This is a genomic window from Youhaiella tibetensis (assembly GCF_008000755.1).
Lineage (GTDB): Bacteria > Pseudomonadota > Alphaproteobacteria > Rhizobiales > Devosiaceae > Paradevosia > Paradevosia tibetensis.
This window is the reverse complement of the sequence record NZ_CP041690.1, coordinates 4,111,930-4,127,405: the sequence shown is the minus strand read 5'-3', so window position 1 is coordinate 4,127,405 and position 15,476 is coordinate 4,111,930. Positions and strand designations below refer to the sequence as shown.

16 protein-coding genes are annotated in these 15,476 nt (G+C 66.1%); 8 read left to right on the top strand and 8 right to left on the bottom strand.

Translation table 11 applies throughout. The annotated features are described in order from the left end of the window. Nucleotides 1–26 precede the first annotated feature (26 nt). Nucleotides 27–368: a hypothetical protein gene (locus tag FNA67_RS20255; protein ID WP_049706877.1), complete on the top strand. Its 342-nt coding sequence runs from the start codon at nucleotides 27–29 to the stop codon at nucleotides 366–368. A 10-nt stretch (nucleotides 369–378) separates the two neighbouring features. On the opposite strand, the gene FNA67_RS20250 is transcribed toward FNA67_RS20255, so the two are convergent. Beyond that, nucleotides 379–930: a gamma-glutamylcyclotransferase gene (locus tag FNA67_RS20250; RefSeq protein WP_147658264.1), complete on the bottom strand. Its 552-nt coding sequence runs from the start codon at nucleotides 928–930 to the stop codon at nucleotides 379–381. Between the two features lie 84 nt (nucleotides 931–1,014). Between FNA67_RS20250 and FNA67_RS20245 the strand changes: the two genes are divergently transcribed. After that, entirely contained in the window at nucleotides 1,015–1,983 is a 969-nt protein-coding gene (locus tag FNA67_RS20245) for a DUF2125 domain-containing protein (protein ID WP_049706876.1), read from the top strand. A 150-nt stretch (nucleotides 1,984–2,133) separates the two neighbouring features. On the opposite strand, the gene FNA67_RS20240 is transcribed toward FNA67_RS20245, so the two are convergent. From FNA67_RS20240 to FNA67_RS20230, 3 genes are all read right to left on the bottom strand, one after another. Continuing rightward, entirely contained in the window at nucleotides 2,134–3,105 is a 972-nt protein-coding gene (locus FNA67_RS20240; RefSeq protein WP_147657931.1) for a prephenate/arogenate dehydrogenase family protein, read from the bottom strand. Between the two features lie 2 nt (nucleotides 3,106–3,107). After that, nucleotides 3,108–4,208, bottom strand: a complete 1,101-nt coding sequence (hisC, locus tag FNA67_RS20235) for a histidinol-phosphate transaminase (protein ID WP_147657928.1) — start codon at nucleotides 4,206–4,208, stop codon at nucleotides 3,108–3,110. A 115-nt stretch (nucleotides 4,209–4,323) separates the two neighbouring features. Next, nucleotides 4,324–5,067, bottom strand: coding sequence for a class I SAM-dependent methyltransferase (locus FNA67_RS20230; protein ID WP_049706873.1), 744 nt, complete (start codon nucleotides 5,065–5,067; stop codon nucleotides 4,324–4,326). A gap of 91 nt (nucleotides 5,068–5,158) precedes the next feature. Here FNA67_RS20230 and gloB point away from each other — a divergent pair, with 91 nt between their 5' ends. Continuing rightward, nucleotides 5,159–5,932, top strand: coding sequence for a hydroxyacylglutathione hydrolase (gloB, locus tag FNA67_RS20225; protein WP_147657926.1), 774 nt, complete (start codon nucleotides 5,159–5,161; stop codon nucleotides 5,930–5,932). Nucleotides 5,933–6,136: 204 nt separating this feature from the next. Here gloB and FNA67_RS20220 read toward each other — a convergent pair whose 3' ends face one another. The 4 genes from FNA67_RS20220 to FNA67_RS20205 form a co-directional block, all read right to left on the bottom strand. Next, complete coding sequence (locus tag FNA67_RS20220) at nucleotides 6,137–6,742, bottom strand: DedA family protein (protein ID WP_147657924.1); 606 nt, start codon at nucleotides 6,740–6,742, stop codon at nucleotides 6,137–6,139. Nucleotides 6,743–6,760: 18 nt separating this feature from the next. Then, nucleotides 6,761–8,575 (bottom strand): translational GTPase TypA, encoded by a 1,815-nt coding sequence (typA, locus tag FNA67_RS20215; RefSeq protein ID WP_049706870.1) that lies wholly within the window; start codon nucleotides 8,573–8,575, stop codon nucleotides 6,761–6,763. Between the two features lie 185 nt (nucleotides 8,576–8,760). Beyond that, nucleotides 8,761–10,890 carry an EAL domain-containing protein gene (locus FNA67_RS20210; protein WP_053168083.1) on the bottom strand — a complete coding sequence of 710 codons (2,130 nt, stop codon included), beginning with the start codon at nucleotides 10,888–10,890 and terminating at the stop codon, nucleotides 8,761–8,763. A gap of 151 nt (nucleotides 10,891–11,041) precedes the next feature. After that, nucleotides 11,042–12,265: an argininosuccinate synthase gene (locus FNA67_RS20205; RefSeq protein WP_147657923.1), complete on the bottom strand. Its 1,224-nt coding sequence runs from the start codon at nucleotides 12,263–12,265 to the stop codon at nucleotides 11,042–11,044. A gap of 130 nt (nucleotides 12,266–12,395) precedes the next feature. Here FNA67_RS20205 and FNA67_RS20200 point away from each other — a divergent pair, with 130 nt between their 5' ends. From FNA67_RS20200 to FNA67_RS20180, 5 genes are all read left to right on the top strand, one after another. Next, a complete protein-coding gene (locus FNA67_RS20200; protein ID WP_049706868.1) occupies nucleotides 12,396–12,863 on the top strand; it encodes an Lrp/AsnC family transcriptional regulator in 468 nt (155 codons plus the stop codon). A 25-nt stretch (nucleotides 12,864–12,888) separates the two neighbouring features. Then, nucleotides 12,889–13,530 carry a LysE family translocator gene (locus tag FNA67_RS20195; protein ID WP_147657922.1) on the top strand — a complete coding sequence of 214 codons (642 nt, stop codon included), beginning with the start codon at nucleotides 12,889–12,891 and terminating at the stop codon, nucleotides 13,528–13,530. Continuing rightward, the gene (locus FNA67_RS20190; protein WP_147657921.1) at nucleotides 13,530–14,378 is read left to right on the top strand and encodes a 23S rRNA (adenine(2030)-N(6))-methyltransferase RlmJ; all 849 of its coding nucleotides are present in this window, start codon (nucleotides 13,530–13,532) and stop codon (nucleotides 14,376–14,378) included. The genes FNA67_RS20195 and FNA67_RS20190 overlap by 1 nt, the downstream gene beginning before the upstream one ends. A 73-nt stretch (nucleotides 14,379–14,451) precedes the next feature. Further along, the gene (locus FNA67_RS20185; RefSeq protein ID WP_147657920.1) at nucleotides 14,452–15,000 is read left to right on the top strand and encodes a GNAT family N-acetyltransferase; all 549 of its coding nucleotides are present in this window, start codon (nucleotides 14,452–14,454) and stop codon (nucleotides 14,998–15,000) included. A gap of 158 nt (nucleotides 15,001–15,158) precedes the next feature. Then, nucleotides 15,159–15,425, top strand: coding sequence for a hypothetical protein (locus tag FNA67_RS20180; protein ID WP_049706864.1), 267 nt, complete (start codon nucleotides 15,159–15,161; stop codon nucleotides 15,423–15,425). The last annotated feature ends 51 nt before the right edge of the window (nucleotides 15,426–15,476 follow it).

Sequence of the window (15,476 nt, the reverse complement as noted above, 5' to 3'; positions counted from 1 at the left end):
TTCTCTTCGCGATGCAGGGGGCAGCCATGGTTCCGAGGCTCGAGCAGATCAGTAACGTCGCCAGCTTCCCGCGAGGCGCCAATTGGACGGGCAAGTCCGGGCGCGCCTATGACCTCGTGGCCGAACGATTCGACAATTTCGCGCTGATCTCGGGCAATCTCTACGTGGTGGCCAGCGGCACGCTCGTGCTCTGGGTCGGCGCGGTCGAGGATGTCGTCAACGACCAGCAGAGCCGCGCCCGCTTCCGGCTCGCCATGGATTGCGCCGATCGCGTCTTCCGCCTCAAGGCGCCGGAAGACGAAGTGGCGCGCATGACGGTGATCTGGGATCTGGAGGGGGCCGAGCCGGCCACCCTCTCGGCCGCCTGAGCGGTTTTTCCTACGCCATGGCGGCAGCGGCCTTGAGCAGCTGCGCCAGTTCGAGGAGCCCGCGGTCGCGTATGCCCAGCCGTTCCAGGTGCTCGGCGGTATTGACCACATATTCGGTATTGGGGCCCGACGAGCCGTGGCTGTCGCGCACGAGGCGCAGCTGTTCCTCGACGGCAAGGCGCCCGGCATATTGCATGTGGCTTTCATCGACCAGATAGGTCAGCGCCGCCACCGAGCGTCCGTCGGCGAGCTGCACGGGGCGGATGGCCTCGCGATAGACGCTGGTCACCTGCTCGCGGGCGCGCAGGTAGTCGCGCACCTCCAGCCAGTCCTCGTGCGTCACCTCGAAGGCCATGCCCTGGCACGAGCCGCCATGCACCAGCCCGAAGACCAGCCCGGGCCGTTCCGGGGTGCCGCGATGGTGGGTGGAATAGATGCACAGGCTCCTGTGCGCGCCGCGCAGGCGCGCGATCTGGCTGCCGGCGAACCGGAACCCCGGATTCCAGATCAGTGAGCCATAGCCGAAAACCCAGTGCGTGCTCGTGTCGTAAGGCGCGTCCATCTCGATAACCTGAACCTGTTTGCGGCTGCGATCAATCACGCGGGCGAGCGTGACGGCCATGCGGCGGGCGGATAGAACAAATGCATGAAGCGAATCATCATCCTTGCCTGCGTCGTCGCCTTGGTCGTCCTTGCCTGGTCGGGGGCGTGGCTGTTCGTTGCCAGTGAAGTCAAAAAGCAGGTGGCGAACCTCGCAGAGGCCGATGGGGTAACCAACCCGAAAATCACCTGCGCCGAGCTTTCGACGGGCGGGTATCCGTTCGCCATGGATGTCTATTGCCGGGGCGCGACGGTGCAGTTGCAGGACGTCACCGCCGAACTCGCCGAAGTGCGCGCCAGCGTCCTCGTCTACCAGCCCACCCATGCCCTGATCCTCGCCAGCGCTCCCCTCACGCTCAAGGATGCCTTTAGCGGCAATGAGCAGCGGCTCGATTTCACCATGGCAGAGGCCAGTGCGCGCCTCGATGGCTGGCGCATTGCCCGCATCTCGGTCCATGTCGAGAACCCGGCCTTCTTCAACACGCTGCCGAGCGACGAACTCATCGCCAGGGCGAGCCTGGCCGAACTCCACCTGCTCGACATTCCCGAGCAGCACGAGCCCGAAAAGGGCCTGGCGGCGCTCGCCATCTACGCCCCGGTCGAGAACCTGGTGATGCCGGGGCTGCAGATCGCCGATGGCAAGATCAGCGTGGAGGCCGAGCTCAACGGCCTGCCCGACGACGTACGGGCCCTCAACGAGCCCGATATCGTGCGGCGCTGGCAGGGGGCGGGCGGCACGCTCAAGCTGGTCAGCGTCCAGGCTTCCGATGCCGATACCTTCATCAAGGCTTCGGGCAACCTGGCGCTCGATGCGCAGATGCGCGCCCAGGGACAGGTCCAGCTCCAGTCCAAGGGGATCGTCGAGCGCCTGGGCGACCGCATTCCGGGGACGATCCGCACGATCCTGCTCGGCCAGCAGGCGCCCGACGGCTCATACGGCCAGACCATCACCATCCGTGCCGGTGTCGTACTGGTCGGCCTCATCCCCGTCGGCATGATCCCGCCACTGCTCTAGCCCCGCTGTGGGGGCACCCTCAGGCGCGGCCAGAGCCGCCCTGCGCCGGGAAGCCCTGAAGAGCCTTCGGGGACGGCACCTCTCATCTCATCCTCCCCGGCGAAGGCCGGGGGCGAGCGACGGTCCTGCCGGGGAAGAGGTGGCAGACGCCTAGGCGTCCTCGCCACCGCCATGGTCGCGCTGCACGGCCTCGGCGGGCGCGGGGGCGGGGGTATCGGTGCCGTGCGGGCGCCCGAAATCGGCGGCGGCGGTTTCCTGGCCGGCATTGATGATCGAGCGGCGGATGGCGCGGGTGCGGGTGAAGAGCGCCTCGAGCGCCGGCCCGTCGCCATTGCGCACGGCGCGCTGGAGCGAGGAGAGGTCTTCGTTGAAGCGCCCGAGCATTTCGAGCACAGCATCGCGATTGGTCAGGAACACGTCGCGCCACATCACCGGGTCGCTGGCGGCGATGCGGGTGAAGTCGCGGAAGCCGGAGGCGGAGAACTTGATGACCTCGGACTTGGTGGAGGCTTCCAGGTCCGAGACCGTGCCCACGATGTTATAGGCGATCAGGTGGGGAATGTGGCTGGTGATGGCCAGCACCATGTCGTGGTGGCCGGGGTCCATCACTTCCACGTTCGAGCCCATGGCGCGCCAGAAGCCGGCCAGTTTCTCGATCGCCGCCGGATCGGTCCCCGCCTCGGGGGTCAGCACGCACCAGCGGTTGATGAAGAGCTCGGGGAAGCCCGCCGAGGGGCCCGAATGCTCGGTGCCGGCAATGGGGTGGCCGGGGATGAAATGCACGCTGGCGGGCAGCAGCGGCTTCATCACCTTGACCACATGCGCCTTGACCGAACCGACGTCCGAGACGATCGCCCCGGGCATGAGCGCGGCGGCGATGGCCCGCGTCACCGCCTCATAGGCGCCCACGGGCGTGCAGAGGATCACCAGGTCCGCGCCCTCCACCGCCTTGGCGGGGTCGAGCTCGTAGGTGTCGCCCAGGCCCAGGGCCCGGGCTTCGTCCAGCGTCTGGGCGCTGCGGGTCGAGATGGCGATGGTCCTGGCCAGGTTGTGCTGGCGGGCGGCGCGGGCGATCGAGGAGCCGATGAGGCCGATGCCGATCAGGGCGAGTTTTTCGAACATGATTACGGGCGTCCCCCGAATTCCTTCAAGATATCCACGACGCGGCGCATGGCGTCTTCCGGGCCGATACTGATGCGCAGCCCGTTGGGAATGCCGTAGCTTTCCCCGACCTCGCGCACGATCAGGCCCTGCTGGTAGAGCGCCTGGAAGGCCGCCGCCGCCTGGGCGGCATCGGGGAAGAGCACGAGGATGAAATTGCCCTGGCTGGGCAGCACGCGCATCTGGTTGGAGTTGAGGCTCTGGCTGAGCCAGTCGCGCCAGTCGGCATTGTATTCGCGCAGGCGCTGGTTGAACGCGGCGTCGCGCGCCGCCGCCGCCGCCGCGAAGATGGCCGGCCGGTTGAGGTTGAAGGGGCCGCGGATGCGGTTGACCAGCTCGACGATCTCGCGCGGGCCGTACATCCAGCCGACGCGGGCGGCGGCGAGCCCGATCTTGGAGAAGGTGCGCACCATCACCACGTTCCGGGCATTGTCGACCAGGTCGACGCCCACCGTATAGTCGTCGGCGGTGACGAAGTCGGCATAGGCGCTGTCGAGCACGAAAAGGATATCGGGGCGCAGCCCGGCATGGAGGCGCTTCAACTCGCTCGCCGGCAGGTAGGTGCCGGTCGGGTTGTTGGGGTTGGCCAGGAACACCATCCGGGTGCGCTCGGTCACCGCCGCCAGCATGGCGTCGACGCTGGCGGTGTAGTCCTCCTCCTCGGCCATCACGATGGTGGCGTCGGCGGCCCTGGTGATGATGGGGTAGACCGAAAAGCCGTATTTGCTCATCACCGCCTCGTCGCCTTCCCCGAGGAAGGCCTGGGCGAGGAGGTGCAGGATGTCGTCCGAACCGTTTCCGCAGAGGATGCGGTCGGGATCGAGCCCATAGACTTCGCCCAGCGCGATGCGCAGGTGTCTGGAGGTGCCCTCCGGATAGATCTCGAGGCCCTCGGCGACCGCCGCCTTATAGGCGGCAAGCGCCATGGGGCTGGTGCCGATGGGGCTCTCGTTGGCCGAGAGCTTGACCGGCTCGACGCCGGGCGCCGCCTGCGAGCGGCCGGGCACGTAGGGCGCAATGGTCAGCAGGCCGGGACGGGGTACGGGGCGGTCGGGTGCGGACATGGGGTGATCTACGAGGTGGACAGGACCGGGCGGACCATATTCAAAGGTCGGCGCGAACGCAAAGAAAAGCCGGTTCGCCGAGTGGAAAGTCGCGCGGGCCCGGCGCCCGCTTCCTCTAGAACCTGGGCGGGGCTTCCATGATGGTCTGCGGCGCCAGGTCCGGCACGCGGATATAGCGCTCGATGCGGGTGCGGCGCGGCACGGCGGGAAAGGCTTCCTTGCGGGCCCGCACGATCGTCACCCCGGCAAAGGTCGGGCCGAAGACACGCAGCGAGCGCTCGAAGAGCCGGGTCGACTTGAGCACGATGCCCGACTGGAACGGGGGCAGGAACAGGGCGTCGCGCCAGGCCTCGGGGGTGAAGGAATGGTCGCGCAGCAGCTTTTCGAGCTGCGGGCCCGAGAACGGATTGCCGGTGCCGAAGGGCGTGTTGTCGCGCTGCGCCCACATGCCGCGCCGGCGCGGCACCACCACGATGAGGCGCGCATTGGGGGCCGAGATGCGCCAGAGCTCGCGCATCAGTTCCTCAGCATCGGCAATGTGCTCGAAGGCGTGGACGGCGATAGTGAGGTCGATGGCGGCGTCCGTCAGCGGCATTTCGAGCGGATCGCAGAGCACGGTGCGCGAGGGGCCCTCGCGCGGCCAGGAGGAGGCGCCCTGCCGGGCCGGCATGAAGGCCAGCACGCGCTCGGCGGGTTCGAGCGCGAAGCGCAGGTAGGGGCTGGCGAAGCCGAGGCCGAGCACGCGCGAGCCGGCGATATTGCCGGCCAGCGTCATGATCTGCTCGCGCACAAGCGCCCGGGCTATGCGCCCGAGGGGGGACTTGTAGAAGTCGATGAGTCGTTGGACGTCCTGGGCCATGGCTCCAGTTTGCGTGATGCGGTGATGCTTGTCATCTAGGTGGGCTGATCCTAACTTCCAGCCCGTCATCCACAATCGGAGAGTCCATCCCGTGACTTTGATCGTCGACGTCTTCCAGGCCCGCACCGACAATTACGGCTACCTTGCCCACGATACCCAGTCCGGCAGGACCGCCGCCATCGACGCCCCGGAAGTCGAAGCGATCAAGACGGCGCTGCTGCATCGCGGCTGGATGCTGTCCGATATCCTGGTCACCCATCACCACCGCGACCACGTGGAAGGCATCGGCGCGCTCAAGGCCGAGTTCGGCGTCACCGTCACGGGGCCGCGCGCCGAGGCCGACAAGATCGAGGGGCTCGACGTGCTGGTGCAGCCGGGCGAGACGGTCATGCTGGGCAAGACCGCGTTCGAGGTGATCTTCACGCCCGGCCATACGCTCGGGCACGTGTGCTATTTCGATCGGCCGGGCCTGCATCTTTTCACCGGGGACGCGCTGTTCTCGCTCGGATGCGGGCGCATGTTCGAAGGTACGCCCGAGCCGATGTGGGAGGGGCTGGAGCGCCTGCGGGTGCTGCCCGACGATACCCTGGTCTATTGCGGGCATGAATACAGCGAGGCCAATGCGCGCTTCGCGCTCTCGGTCGATCCGGACAATCTCGATCTCAAGCTCAAGGCCGAGCAGGTGCGCACCCTGCGCCAGGCCGGCCGCTTCACGGTCCCGACGCGGCTGGGCGACGAAAAGGCCGCCAACCCCTTCCTGCGCGCCGACATGCCGGCTCTCGCGGCAGCCACGAACCTGGTCGGCGCCGCTCCCTGGCAAGTCTTCGCCGCCCTGCGCAAAGCCAAGGACGAGTTCAAGGGCTAGCTCCGTCCCCTGCTCGGTCTTCCGCAATGGACCCCGGGTCTCCGCCCGGGGAAGATCGGGGTGGGGCATCCAGCGGCGCGCAGACGGTTCCACCGCGCAGCACCGATTCAAAGCCCCGAAATTGAGTCAAATTTTATCGATTCACCCAGCGTCGATAGCTGAAATACCCTTTAATATCAGGTAGTTATCTGCCATCGCATCAATCTAGCTGGCGTCAGAACGCTTCCAGGTGACGAAGCGATAGAGGTAGACCGCCACCAGCAGCACCACGATGACTTTCGTGGCCGGATCCACCCAGGCTTCGACCAGGTGGTAGCCCTCGTGGAGCACGTAGCCGGCGCCGGTCAGGAACAGGGTCCAGACGAAGCTGCCCAGGGCCGTGCAGGCCACGAACGGGGCGAAGGGCATGGCGGCGAGGCCGGCGGGAATGGAGATCAGCGTGCGAATGGCCGGGACCAGCCGGCCGAAGAGCACGGTCAGCCGCCCATACCGGGCGAACCAGCGGTTGGCGTCGTCGATGTCGGCGGCCGAGATGGTGGCGATGCGACCGAAGCGGTCGGCCAGTTTCTTGAGGCGCTCAAGCCCCAGCCAGCGGGCCACCAGATACCAGGGGAGCGTGCCCACCAGCGAGCCCAGCACGCCGGCGATCACCACGCCCGCGAAGCCCAGGTTGCCCTCCGCCGCCGCAAAGCCGGCGAAGGGCATGATCAGTTCGGACGGGATGGGCGGGAAGAGATTTTCGAGAACCATCAGCAGAAAGATGCCGAGATAACCCTGCTCGGTGATGAACCCGATAATCCAATCGCTCATACGTCCTGATACCCTTGGTTAGCTGGCGGCCTTGGCGCGCATCAGCTTCTTGCGCTCATTGGGGTCGAGGGCGATCTTGCGCAGCCGAATCGACTTGGGCGTGACCTCGACATACTCGTCGTCGGCGATATAGCCGAGCGACTGTTCGAGCGTGAGCTTCTTGGGTGTCGTAAGTTTGACCGCCTCGTCTTTCGAGGTGGTGCGGATGTTGGTGAGCTGCTTGCCCTTGAGCGGGTTCACTTCCAGGTCGTTTTCCCGGTTGTGCTCGCCGATGATCATGCCTTCGTAGACGTCCACGCCGCCTTCGATCATCATCGGGCCGCGGTCTTCCAGGTTCCAGAGCGCATAGGTCACCGAAACGCCGGTGGCGTTCGAGATCAGGACGCCCGTGCGGCGGCCCGGCAGCGCGCCCTTGAAGGGGGCGTATTCGTGGAAGAGGCGGTTGAAGATCGCCGTGCCGCGGGTGTCCGAGAGCAGTTCGGGCTGGTAGCCGATGAGCGAACGGGTCGGCACGAAGAAGCGCAGGCGCGTGCGGTTGACGCCGGACGGACGCATGTCCACCAGCTCGCCCTTGCGCTCGGTGAGCTTCTGGACCACGACGCCCGAATGCTCGTCATCGACGTCGATGATGACTTCCTCGATGGGCTCGAGCTTGACGCCGTCTTCCTCGCGCAGCACCACCTTCGGGCGGCCGATGGTGAGTTCGAACCCTTCGCGGCGCATGTTCTCGATGAGCACGGCGAGCTGGAGTTCGCCGCGGCCGGCGACGTCGAAGGAATCGTTGTCGTCGCCTTCGGTGACGCGGATGGCCACGTTGCCCTCCGCTTCGCGCAGCAGGCGCTCGCGGATGACGCGGGACTGCACCTTGTCGCCTTCGCGGCCGGCCAGCGGGCCGTCATTGATGCGGAAGGTGACCGACAGGGTCGGCGGGTCGATCGGCTTGGTCACCAGCGGCTCGGAAACGGCCGGCGCGCAGATGGTGTTGGCGACGGTGGAATCCTCAAGGCCGGCAATGGCGACGATGTCGCCGGCTTCGCCCAGGTCGATCGGGGTGCGCTCGAGGCCGCGGAAGGCCAGGACCTTGGAGACGCGGCCCTTTTCCACTTCCTTGCCCGAGCGGTCGAGGGTGTGGACGGGGTCGCCCGCCTTGACGGTGCCCGAGGTGATGCGGCCGGTCAGGACGCGGCCCAGGAACGGGTTGCGCTCGATGGTGGTCACGAGCATGCGGAAAGGGCCTTCTTCCACCTTGGGCTCGGGCACGTATTCGACGACCTTGTCGAGGAGCGGGGCCATGGATTCGCGCTTGCCATCGGGCTCGTAGGCCATCCAGCCATTGCGGCCCGAACCGTAAAGCACCGGGAAGTCGAGCTGCTCGGGGGTGGCGTCCAGGGCAATGAAGAGGTCGAAGATTTCTTCGAGGACTTCCAGGTGCCGCTCGTCGGTGCGGTCGATCTTGTTGATCGCCACGATGGGCCGCAGGCCCTGGGCCAGCGCCTTGCCGAGCACGAACTTGGTCTGGGGCATGGGGCCTTCGGCCGCGTCCACCAGGATCACCACGCCGTCCACCATCGAGAGGATGCGCTCGACTTCACCGCCGAAGTCGGCGTGGCCGGGCGTGTCCACGATATTGATGCGGGTATCCTTCCAGACGAGGGAGGTCACCTTGGCGAGGATGGTAATGCCGCGCTCGCGCTCCAGGTCGTTGGAGTCCATGGCGCGCTCTTCGACGCGCTGGTTTTCGCGGAACGAGCCGGACTGCTTGAGCAGCACGTCGATGAGGGTGGTCTTGCCATGGTCGACGTGGGCGATAATGGCGATATTGCGCAGGGACATCGAAAGGGTCACCAGTCTTGGCACGATTCCCAATCGGGAAGCGGAACGTCCGGTCGGCTCGTGCTGGAACAACAAAGCGCCAAGGTCCTTCGGGACACAGTGGCGCATTTTTCGCTGGTGGCCTTAGCGCACCGAAGTGTCCGAAACAAGACAATTCGGCGCAAGGCAGACCTGCACGCGCGTTTTTAGGAGGCCTTGCGGACCTGGTTGGCGCGGGCAGCTTCCCGATGGAGCAGGGCGTGGACGGCGTCCGCGCCGATGGGCGGGCTGAACAGGAACCCCTGGACCTCGTTGCAGCCCTGGTCGCGCACGGCCTGGAGCTGTTCCTCGGTCTCGACGCCCTCGGCGGTGGTCGACATGCCCAGCGAATGGCCCAGCCCGATCACCGCCTTGATGATGGCCAGGCTATCGCCCTTGCTGTCGAGGTCGGCCATGAAGGAGCGGTCGATCTTGATCTTGTCGAAGGGGAAGGAGCGCAGATAGCTCAGGGACGAGTAGCCGGTGCCGAAATCGTCCATGGAGATGCGCACGCCCAGGGCGCGCAGGCTGTGCAGGGTCTGCAGGGTCTGCTCGTTGTCGGCCAGCAGCAGGGACTCGGTGATCTCGAGCTCGAGCCGGGTGGCGGGCAGGCCGGTTTCGGCCAGGACGGCCCGCACCAGTTCGCCCAGCTTGCGGTTCTTGAACTGGATGGGCGAGAGGTTGACGGCCACGCGCACATCGGCCGGCCAGGTGGCGGCGGTGCGGCAGGCCTGGCGCAGCACCCATTCCCCGATCTGGACGATGAGCCCGGTTTCCTCGGCGATGGGGATGAACTCGGCAGGCGAGACCGTGCCCATCTCGGCATGGTCCCAGCGCAGCAGCGCCTCAAAGCAGGTGACCCGGTTCTCCTCGAGGCCAACCAGGGGCTGGAAGACCAGACGCAGCTCGTCGCGCGAAATGGCCAGGCGCAGTCCCTGCTCGATGACCCGCCGCTTCTGGAGGTCGGCATCCATGCCGGCCTCGAAGAAGTGGAAGGCCGAGCGGCCTTCGCTCTTGGCCTTGTAGCAGGCGAGGTCGGCGTTCTTCATGAGCGTGTCGGTGGCCTTGCCGTCGCTCGGCGCCATGGCGATGCCGACGCTGGCGCCGATGAGAATATGATGGCCCTGGATCTGGAAGGGCGCGGCGATGGCCTTGACGATGCGCTCGGCCACCTTGGCGGCGTCGGCCGGGTGCTCGACGGGCCGGAGCAGGAGCGAGAACTCGTCCCCGCCCAGGCGTGCCAGGATATCGGTCTCGCGGGTCGTGCCCCAGAGGCGGGCGGACACCTGCTTTAGCACCTCGTCGCCGATGGCGTGGCCCAGGGTGTCGTTGACCGCCTTGAAGTGGTCGAGGTCGATGCAGAGAACCGCTGCCTGCTCGCCGCGCTTGAGGCCGGTTTCGAGCTGGGCCATTTCCTCCAGGAACTGGATGCGGTTGGGCAGGTCCGTCAGGCCGTCATGGCGCGCCAGGTGCCGGATGCGGGCCTCGTGCTGGCGCTGCTCGGTAATGTCCTCGTGGGTCGACACCCAGCCGCCATCCTTCATGGGATGGTGCTGCATCATGATGGTGCGCCCGTTGAGCTCGTGGGTGTTCTTGCCGTATTCGCCATTGGCGATGACCTCGCGCCGCCAGCGGATATAGTCCTCGCGGTTCTCGTTCGAGCTCATGCCCTGGTCGAACAGCCAGCCCAGGATGGCCTCGAGCTGGGTGCCGGGCGCCAGATAGTCCTCGGGCAGGTTGTAGATGCGCTGATAGGGCTCGTTGCAGATGACCAGGCGCCCCTTGGCGTCGTACATGCAAAGGCCCTGGGAGATGTTGTTGACCGCAGCTTCCAGGCGAATGTTCTGACGCTCGAGCTCGTGCTTGCGGCGCTGGATGATCTCGCTCTCGGCGATTTCCTCGGTCACGTCCTCGTGGGTCACCACCCAACCCAGGCCCGGCGCATAGACATGGGCGCTCTCGATGGTGCGGTCGCCGGCCAGCACCTCGCGCTCCTTGGCGCGCGCCCCGCCGCGATTGGCCAGCAGCTGATGGGTATAGGCTTCGTAGAATTCGGAAACCGTCTGGTCCGGATGGTTGCCCATCTGGGACGAAAGCTCGACGACCTCCTCGAGCGTCATGCCCTTGCGGATGCTCCTGGACGGAAAGTTGTAGATATCCAGATAGTGCCGGTTCCACATGACGAGGCGGAACTTCGGACTCCATACGCAAAAGCCGTAAGGAATGCTCTCGAGCGCCGCGTTGAGCAGCAGCTCACCGGCTTCGTCTGCCTGCTGGTCCCCCAAACCCGCCTGCATGCGTCCACCCTTGATGTAAGAATTTCTCCAAATATCCGAGCACGCTAATCCTCTTCGGATTAATGGGTACTTAACCGGATGCGGGCGGTTAAATCGGTCGGGAAAAAAGGCCCGCCTCAGGGGGCGGGCCTTTAGCCGATTGTGACAGGCTTTACTTGCCGGCCTTCTTGTTGCGGGCGGCGTAGGTCTTGAGCCGCAAGCCGTTGAGGCGGATGAAGCCGGCGGCGTCCTTGTGGTCGTAGGCCACAGCGCCTTCCTCGAAGGTCACCAGGTCCATCGAATAGAGCGAATAGGGCGAGGTACGGGCGATGACGGTGGCCGAGCCCTTGTAGAGCTTGACCGTCACTTCGCCGCTCACATAGCGCTGCGTGTGGTCGATGGCCGCCTGGAGCATTTCGCGCTCGGGGGCGAACCAGAAGCCGTTGTAGATGAGCTCGGCATATTTCGGCATCAGCTCATCCTTAAGATGGGCTTCGCCGCGGTCGAGCGTGATGGATTCGATGCCGCGGTGCGCCACCAGCATGATGGTCCCGCCCGGGGTTTCGTAAAGGCCACGCGACTTCATGCCCACGAAGCGGTTCTCGACGAGGTCGAGACGGCCCACGCCATGCTTGCCGCCCAGTTCGTTGAGCCTGGTGAGGAGCGCTGCGGGCGAGAGCTTTTCGCCATTGACCGAGACCGGGTCGCCCTTCTCGTAGCCGATGGTGATGATCTCGGGCTCGTTGGGGGCCTTTTCCGGATCGACGGTGCGCTGGGCCACGTAGTCGGGCGCCGGCACGGCCGGATCCTCGAGCACCATGCCCTCCGAGGAGGTATGGAGCAGGTTGGCATCCACCGAGAACGGGGCCTCGCCGCGCTTGTCCTTGGCGATGGGGATCTGGTTCTTCTCGGCATAGCTGAGGAGCGCGGTGCGGCTGCGCAGGTCCCATTCGCGCCAGGGCGCAATGACCTGGATGGAGGGATCGAGCGCGTTGGCGGTCAATTCGAACCGCACCTGGTCGTTGCCCTTGCCGGTGGCGCCGTGGGAAATGGCGTCGGCGCCGGTTTCCTGGGCGATCTCGACCAGGCGCTTGGCGATGAGCGGGCGGGCGATCGAGGTGCCGAGCATGTACTGGCCTTCATAGACCGTGTTGGCGCGGAACATCGGGAAGACGAAGTCGCGCACGAATTCCTCGCGCAGGTCCTCGATGCGGATGTCCTTGATGCCGAACATTTCGGCCTTCTTGCGGGCCGGCTCGAGTTCCTCGCCCTGGCCGAGATCGGCGGTGAAGGTCACCACCTCGCAATTATAGGTCTCCTGCAGCCACTTGAGGATGATCGAGGTATCCAGGCCCCCCGAATAGGCGAGCACGACTTTCTTGATGTCTTTGGCCATGACTATGGTCTGTTCCCGGTTCTGATTTTGACACGATAGACCAGCGCGCGAGCAATGTTCTTGCGAAAAGTTCACGCTTGCACCACGTTGCGGCATAAAATGCCAACACATATGCGCACGGGAGCAGACAGTGCCAGAAATGCTCGACGCCGTCGATCGGCGCATCCTCAAAGCATTGCAGCGGAACGGGCGCATGTCCAATGTCGAGCTGGCCAACGAGGTGGGCCTGTCGCCGTCCCCGTGCCTGCGCCGGGTGCGCCTGCTCGAGGAATCGGGGGTGATCGACCGCTATGTCGCCGTGCTGAACGGCCCTAAGGTCGGCATCGGGCTCACCGTCTTCGTGCGCGTCTGGTTCAAGACCCAGGATTCGACCATCACCGAGCAGTTCGCCGAGACGGTGCGCAACTTTCCCGAAGTGGTCGAATGCTACCTCACCACTGGCGAATGCGACGCAATCATGCGAGTGGTGACGGCAGACCTCCATGCCTACTGGCGCTTCCAGGCCGACCATCTGACCCGCATTCCGAGCGTGCAGAGCGTCAAGACCGACGTGCCCATGGAAACCATCAAGCGCAGCTACGAGCTGCCCCTGCCGTAAGGTAAGGGTCCGGCGGAGCCAGGATATGCCGTTTTTCTTCCCCGACCTTTCCGTGGTCCTCGCCTTCGCGCTGGCCTCGGTCATCCTTGCCATAACGCCCGGCCCGGACATGGCGCTCCAGCTCAGCCGCGCCCTCAACTACGGGCGCGGGCACGGGGTGGCGGCCATGCTCGGGGCGATGGCGGGCGTGCTGGTCCACACCACGCTTGTGGCGCTGGGTATTTCGGTGCTCATCATCGCCGCCCCGCCGCTCTTCCTGGCGCTCAAGATCGTCGGCGCTCTCTATCTGCTCTGGCTCGCCTACCAGGCCATCGTCCATGGCGGGGGGCTGCGTATCGCAGAGGCGGCCAAGCGTCCGCCCACCGTCTGGCAGCTTACCGGGGTGGGCATCAACCTGCTCAACCCCAAGGTGGTGCTGTTCTTCGTGACCTTCCTGCCCCAGTTCGTGGATGCCCACGATCCGGCGGCCACCGGCAAGCTCTTCTTCCTGGGCGGCGAGTTCGTGCTGCTTTCCATTCCCCTGGGGCTGGCCACGGTGATGGCGGCCGACTGGCTCGCGGCCGCGTTCAGGCGCACCAAATGGGTCGAGCGCACGCTCAACTGGAGCTTTGCCGGCATCTTCGCGGCCTTCGCCGCCACCATTCTCTCCGCCCAGGCGCGCCACTGATGAACTACCGCCACGCCTTCCATGCGGGGAATTTCGCCGATGTGGTCAAGCACCTCATCCTCACCCGCATCATCGAGTATTTCAAACTCAAGCCCGCCGCCTTCCGCGTGCTCGATACCCATGCCGGGGTCGGCCTCTATGACCTGCGCGGGGAAAAGGCCTCCAAGACCGGGGAGTGGGAAGAGGGCATCAGGCGGCTGTTCGACAGGCCCCTCACCGGCGAGGCGGCCCGGCTGGCCGCGCCCTATCTGGAGGCGGTCGCGGCGGTCAACCCCAAGGGTGGGCTGCGTTACTATCCGGGGTCGCCCTTCGTCACCCGGCACCTGCTGCGCGAACAGGACCGGCTCTTCGCGCTCGAGCTGCATCCGCGCGATGTCATGGCGCTCAAGGAGAATTTCGCCGGCGACATCCAGGTGCGCGTTACCGAACTCGACGCCTGGGCGGCGCTGGGCACGCACCTGCCGCCCAAGGAGAAGCGCGGGTTGGTGCTCATCGATCCGCCCTTCGAGGAGAACGACGAGTTCGGTCGTATGGTCAGGGCTCTCGAGAAGGCCCACAAGCGCTTTCCCACCGGCACCTACGCGCTCTGGTATCCGGTCAAGGACCCGCGCGAGGTCGAGCGGTTCGTGGGCGCCCTCAAGGCCACCGGGATCCGCAGGATGCTGCGGACCGAGCTCACCATCCGCCCCGCCTCGACCCCGCCGCGCCTCCATGGCACCGGCATGATCCTCATCAACCCGCCCTATGTGCTCGAGGGCGAACTGGCCGTGCTACTGCCGCCGCTGGCGGCGCTGCTGGCCGACGAGGGCAGGGGCGGCCATCGCACCGAGTGGCTGGCCGGGGAATAGTCTTCGGCAAATCCGGGTCGTCCCTTCGCCTCCCCGGGGCTAGTTTCGTCTCCGTCCCGGAGAGAAACTGCCCGTGAGCCAGCTCGCCTTCAAACCCGTCACCGCCGCCAACCTCGCCGATTTCGAGGCGCTGTTCGCCGGGCCCGGCGGGCCGAAATTCTGCTGGTGCATGGTTTGGCGCGCCACCGCCGAGGAAGGGCGCGGTACGCCCGGCGAGGTGCGGCGCGGCCAGATGCTGGGCCGGATCGCGCGCGGGGTGCCGGTGGGCCTCCTGGGCTATGACGGGGAAAAGCCCGTGGCCTGGGTTTCGATCGCGCCCAAGCCGACCTATCGGCGCCTCAAGGGCCCCGAACCGGCGCCGGGCGAAAACGTCTGGTCGCTGGCCTGCATGTTCGTGCTGCGCAAGTGGCGCGGGCGTGGCCTTGCCCATCAACTCATCGCCGCCGCTGTCGCCCATGCCCGCGCCGAGGGCGCCGATGTCGTCGAGGCCTATCCCGTCGCCCCCGATGCGCCCAGCTACCGGTTCATGGGCTTCGTCCCCGCCTTCGAGGCGGCGGGCTTCTCGCCGGCCGGCATGGCCGGAACGCGCCGCCACGTCATGCGTTTGAGCATGACCCGCTAACTATTCGGCAACCATACGCAAAGCTATTCCAAAGCTGGGGCAAAGCGTTAACAAGACCTTTACGTTTGGCACGTTGGCTGCAACGTAGCGGGTAGGCCCCTGTTCCGGGTGTTCCGGGAAGAGACAGGTGGCCCAAACCGATACAGGGACGGCCGAAAATGTCCGATAATGAGACAGACAAGAGCCAGGATTTCACCCGCTACCTGCCCGTGGCCACCCAGGCCCGCGCGGAGCGCCCCTCCTTGGCGCGCACCAGCTCCGATGTCAGCTTCCTCAGCCAGATGATCGCCGAGCGTCAGCGCCTGCCCCAGCAGCGCGACAAGCGCCGCGCGCCAGTCGGGGAAGCGGTGGGCGCCTACGCCACCGGCATCAACCGCGCCGTCCGCCGCATGCCCGCCGGCTACCGCCACACAGGCGTCGCCTGATTCTCTTGGTCTTTTGGAATTAGGGCGCGGGCCGCGCCCGCGCTTTCTTCG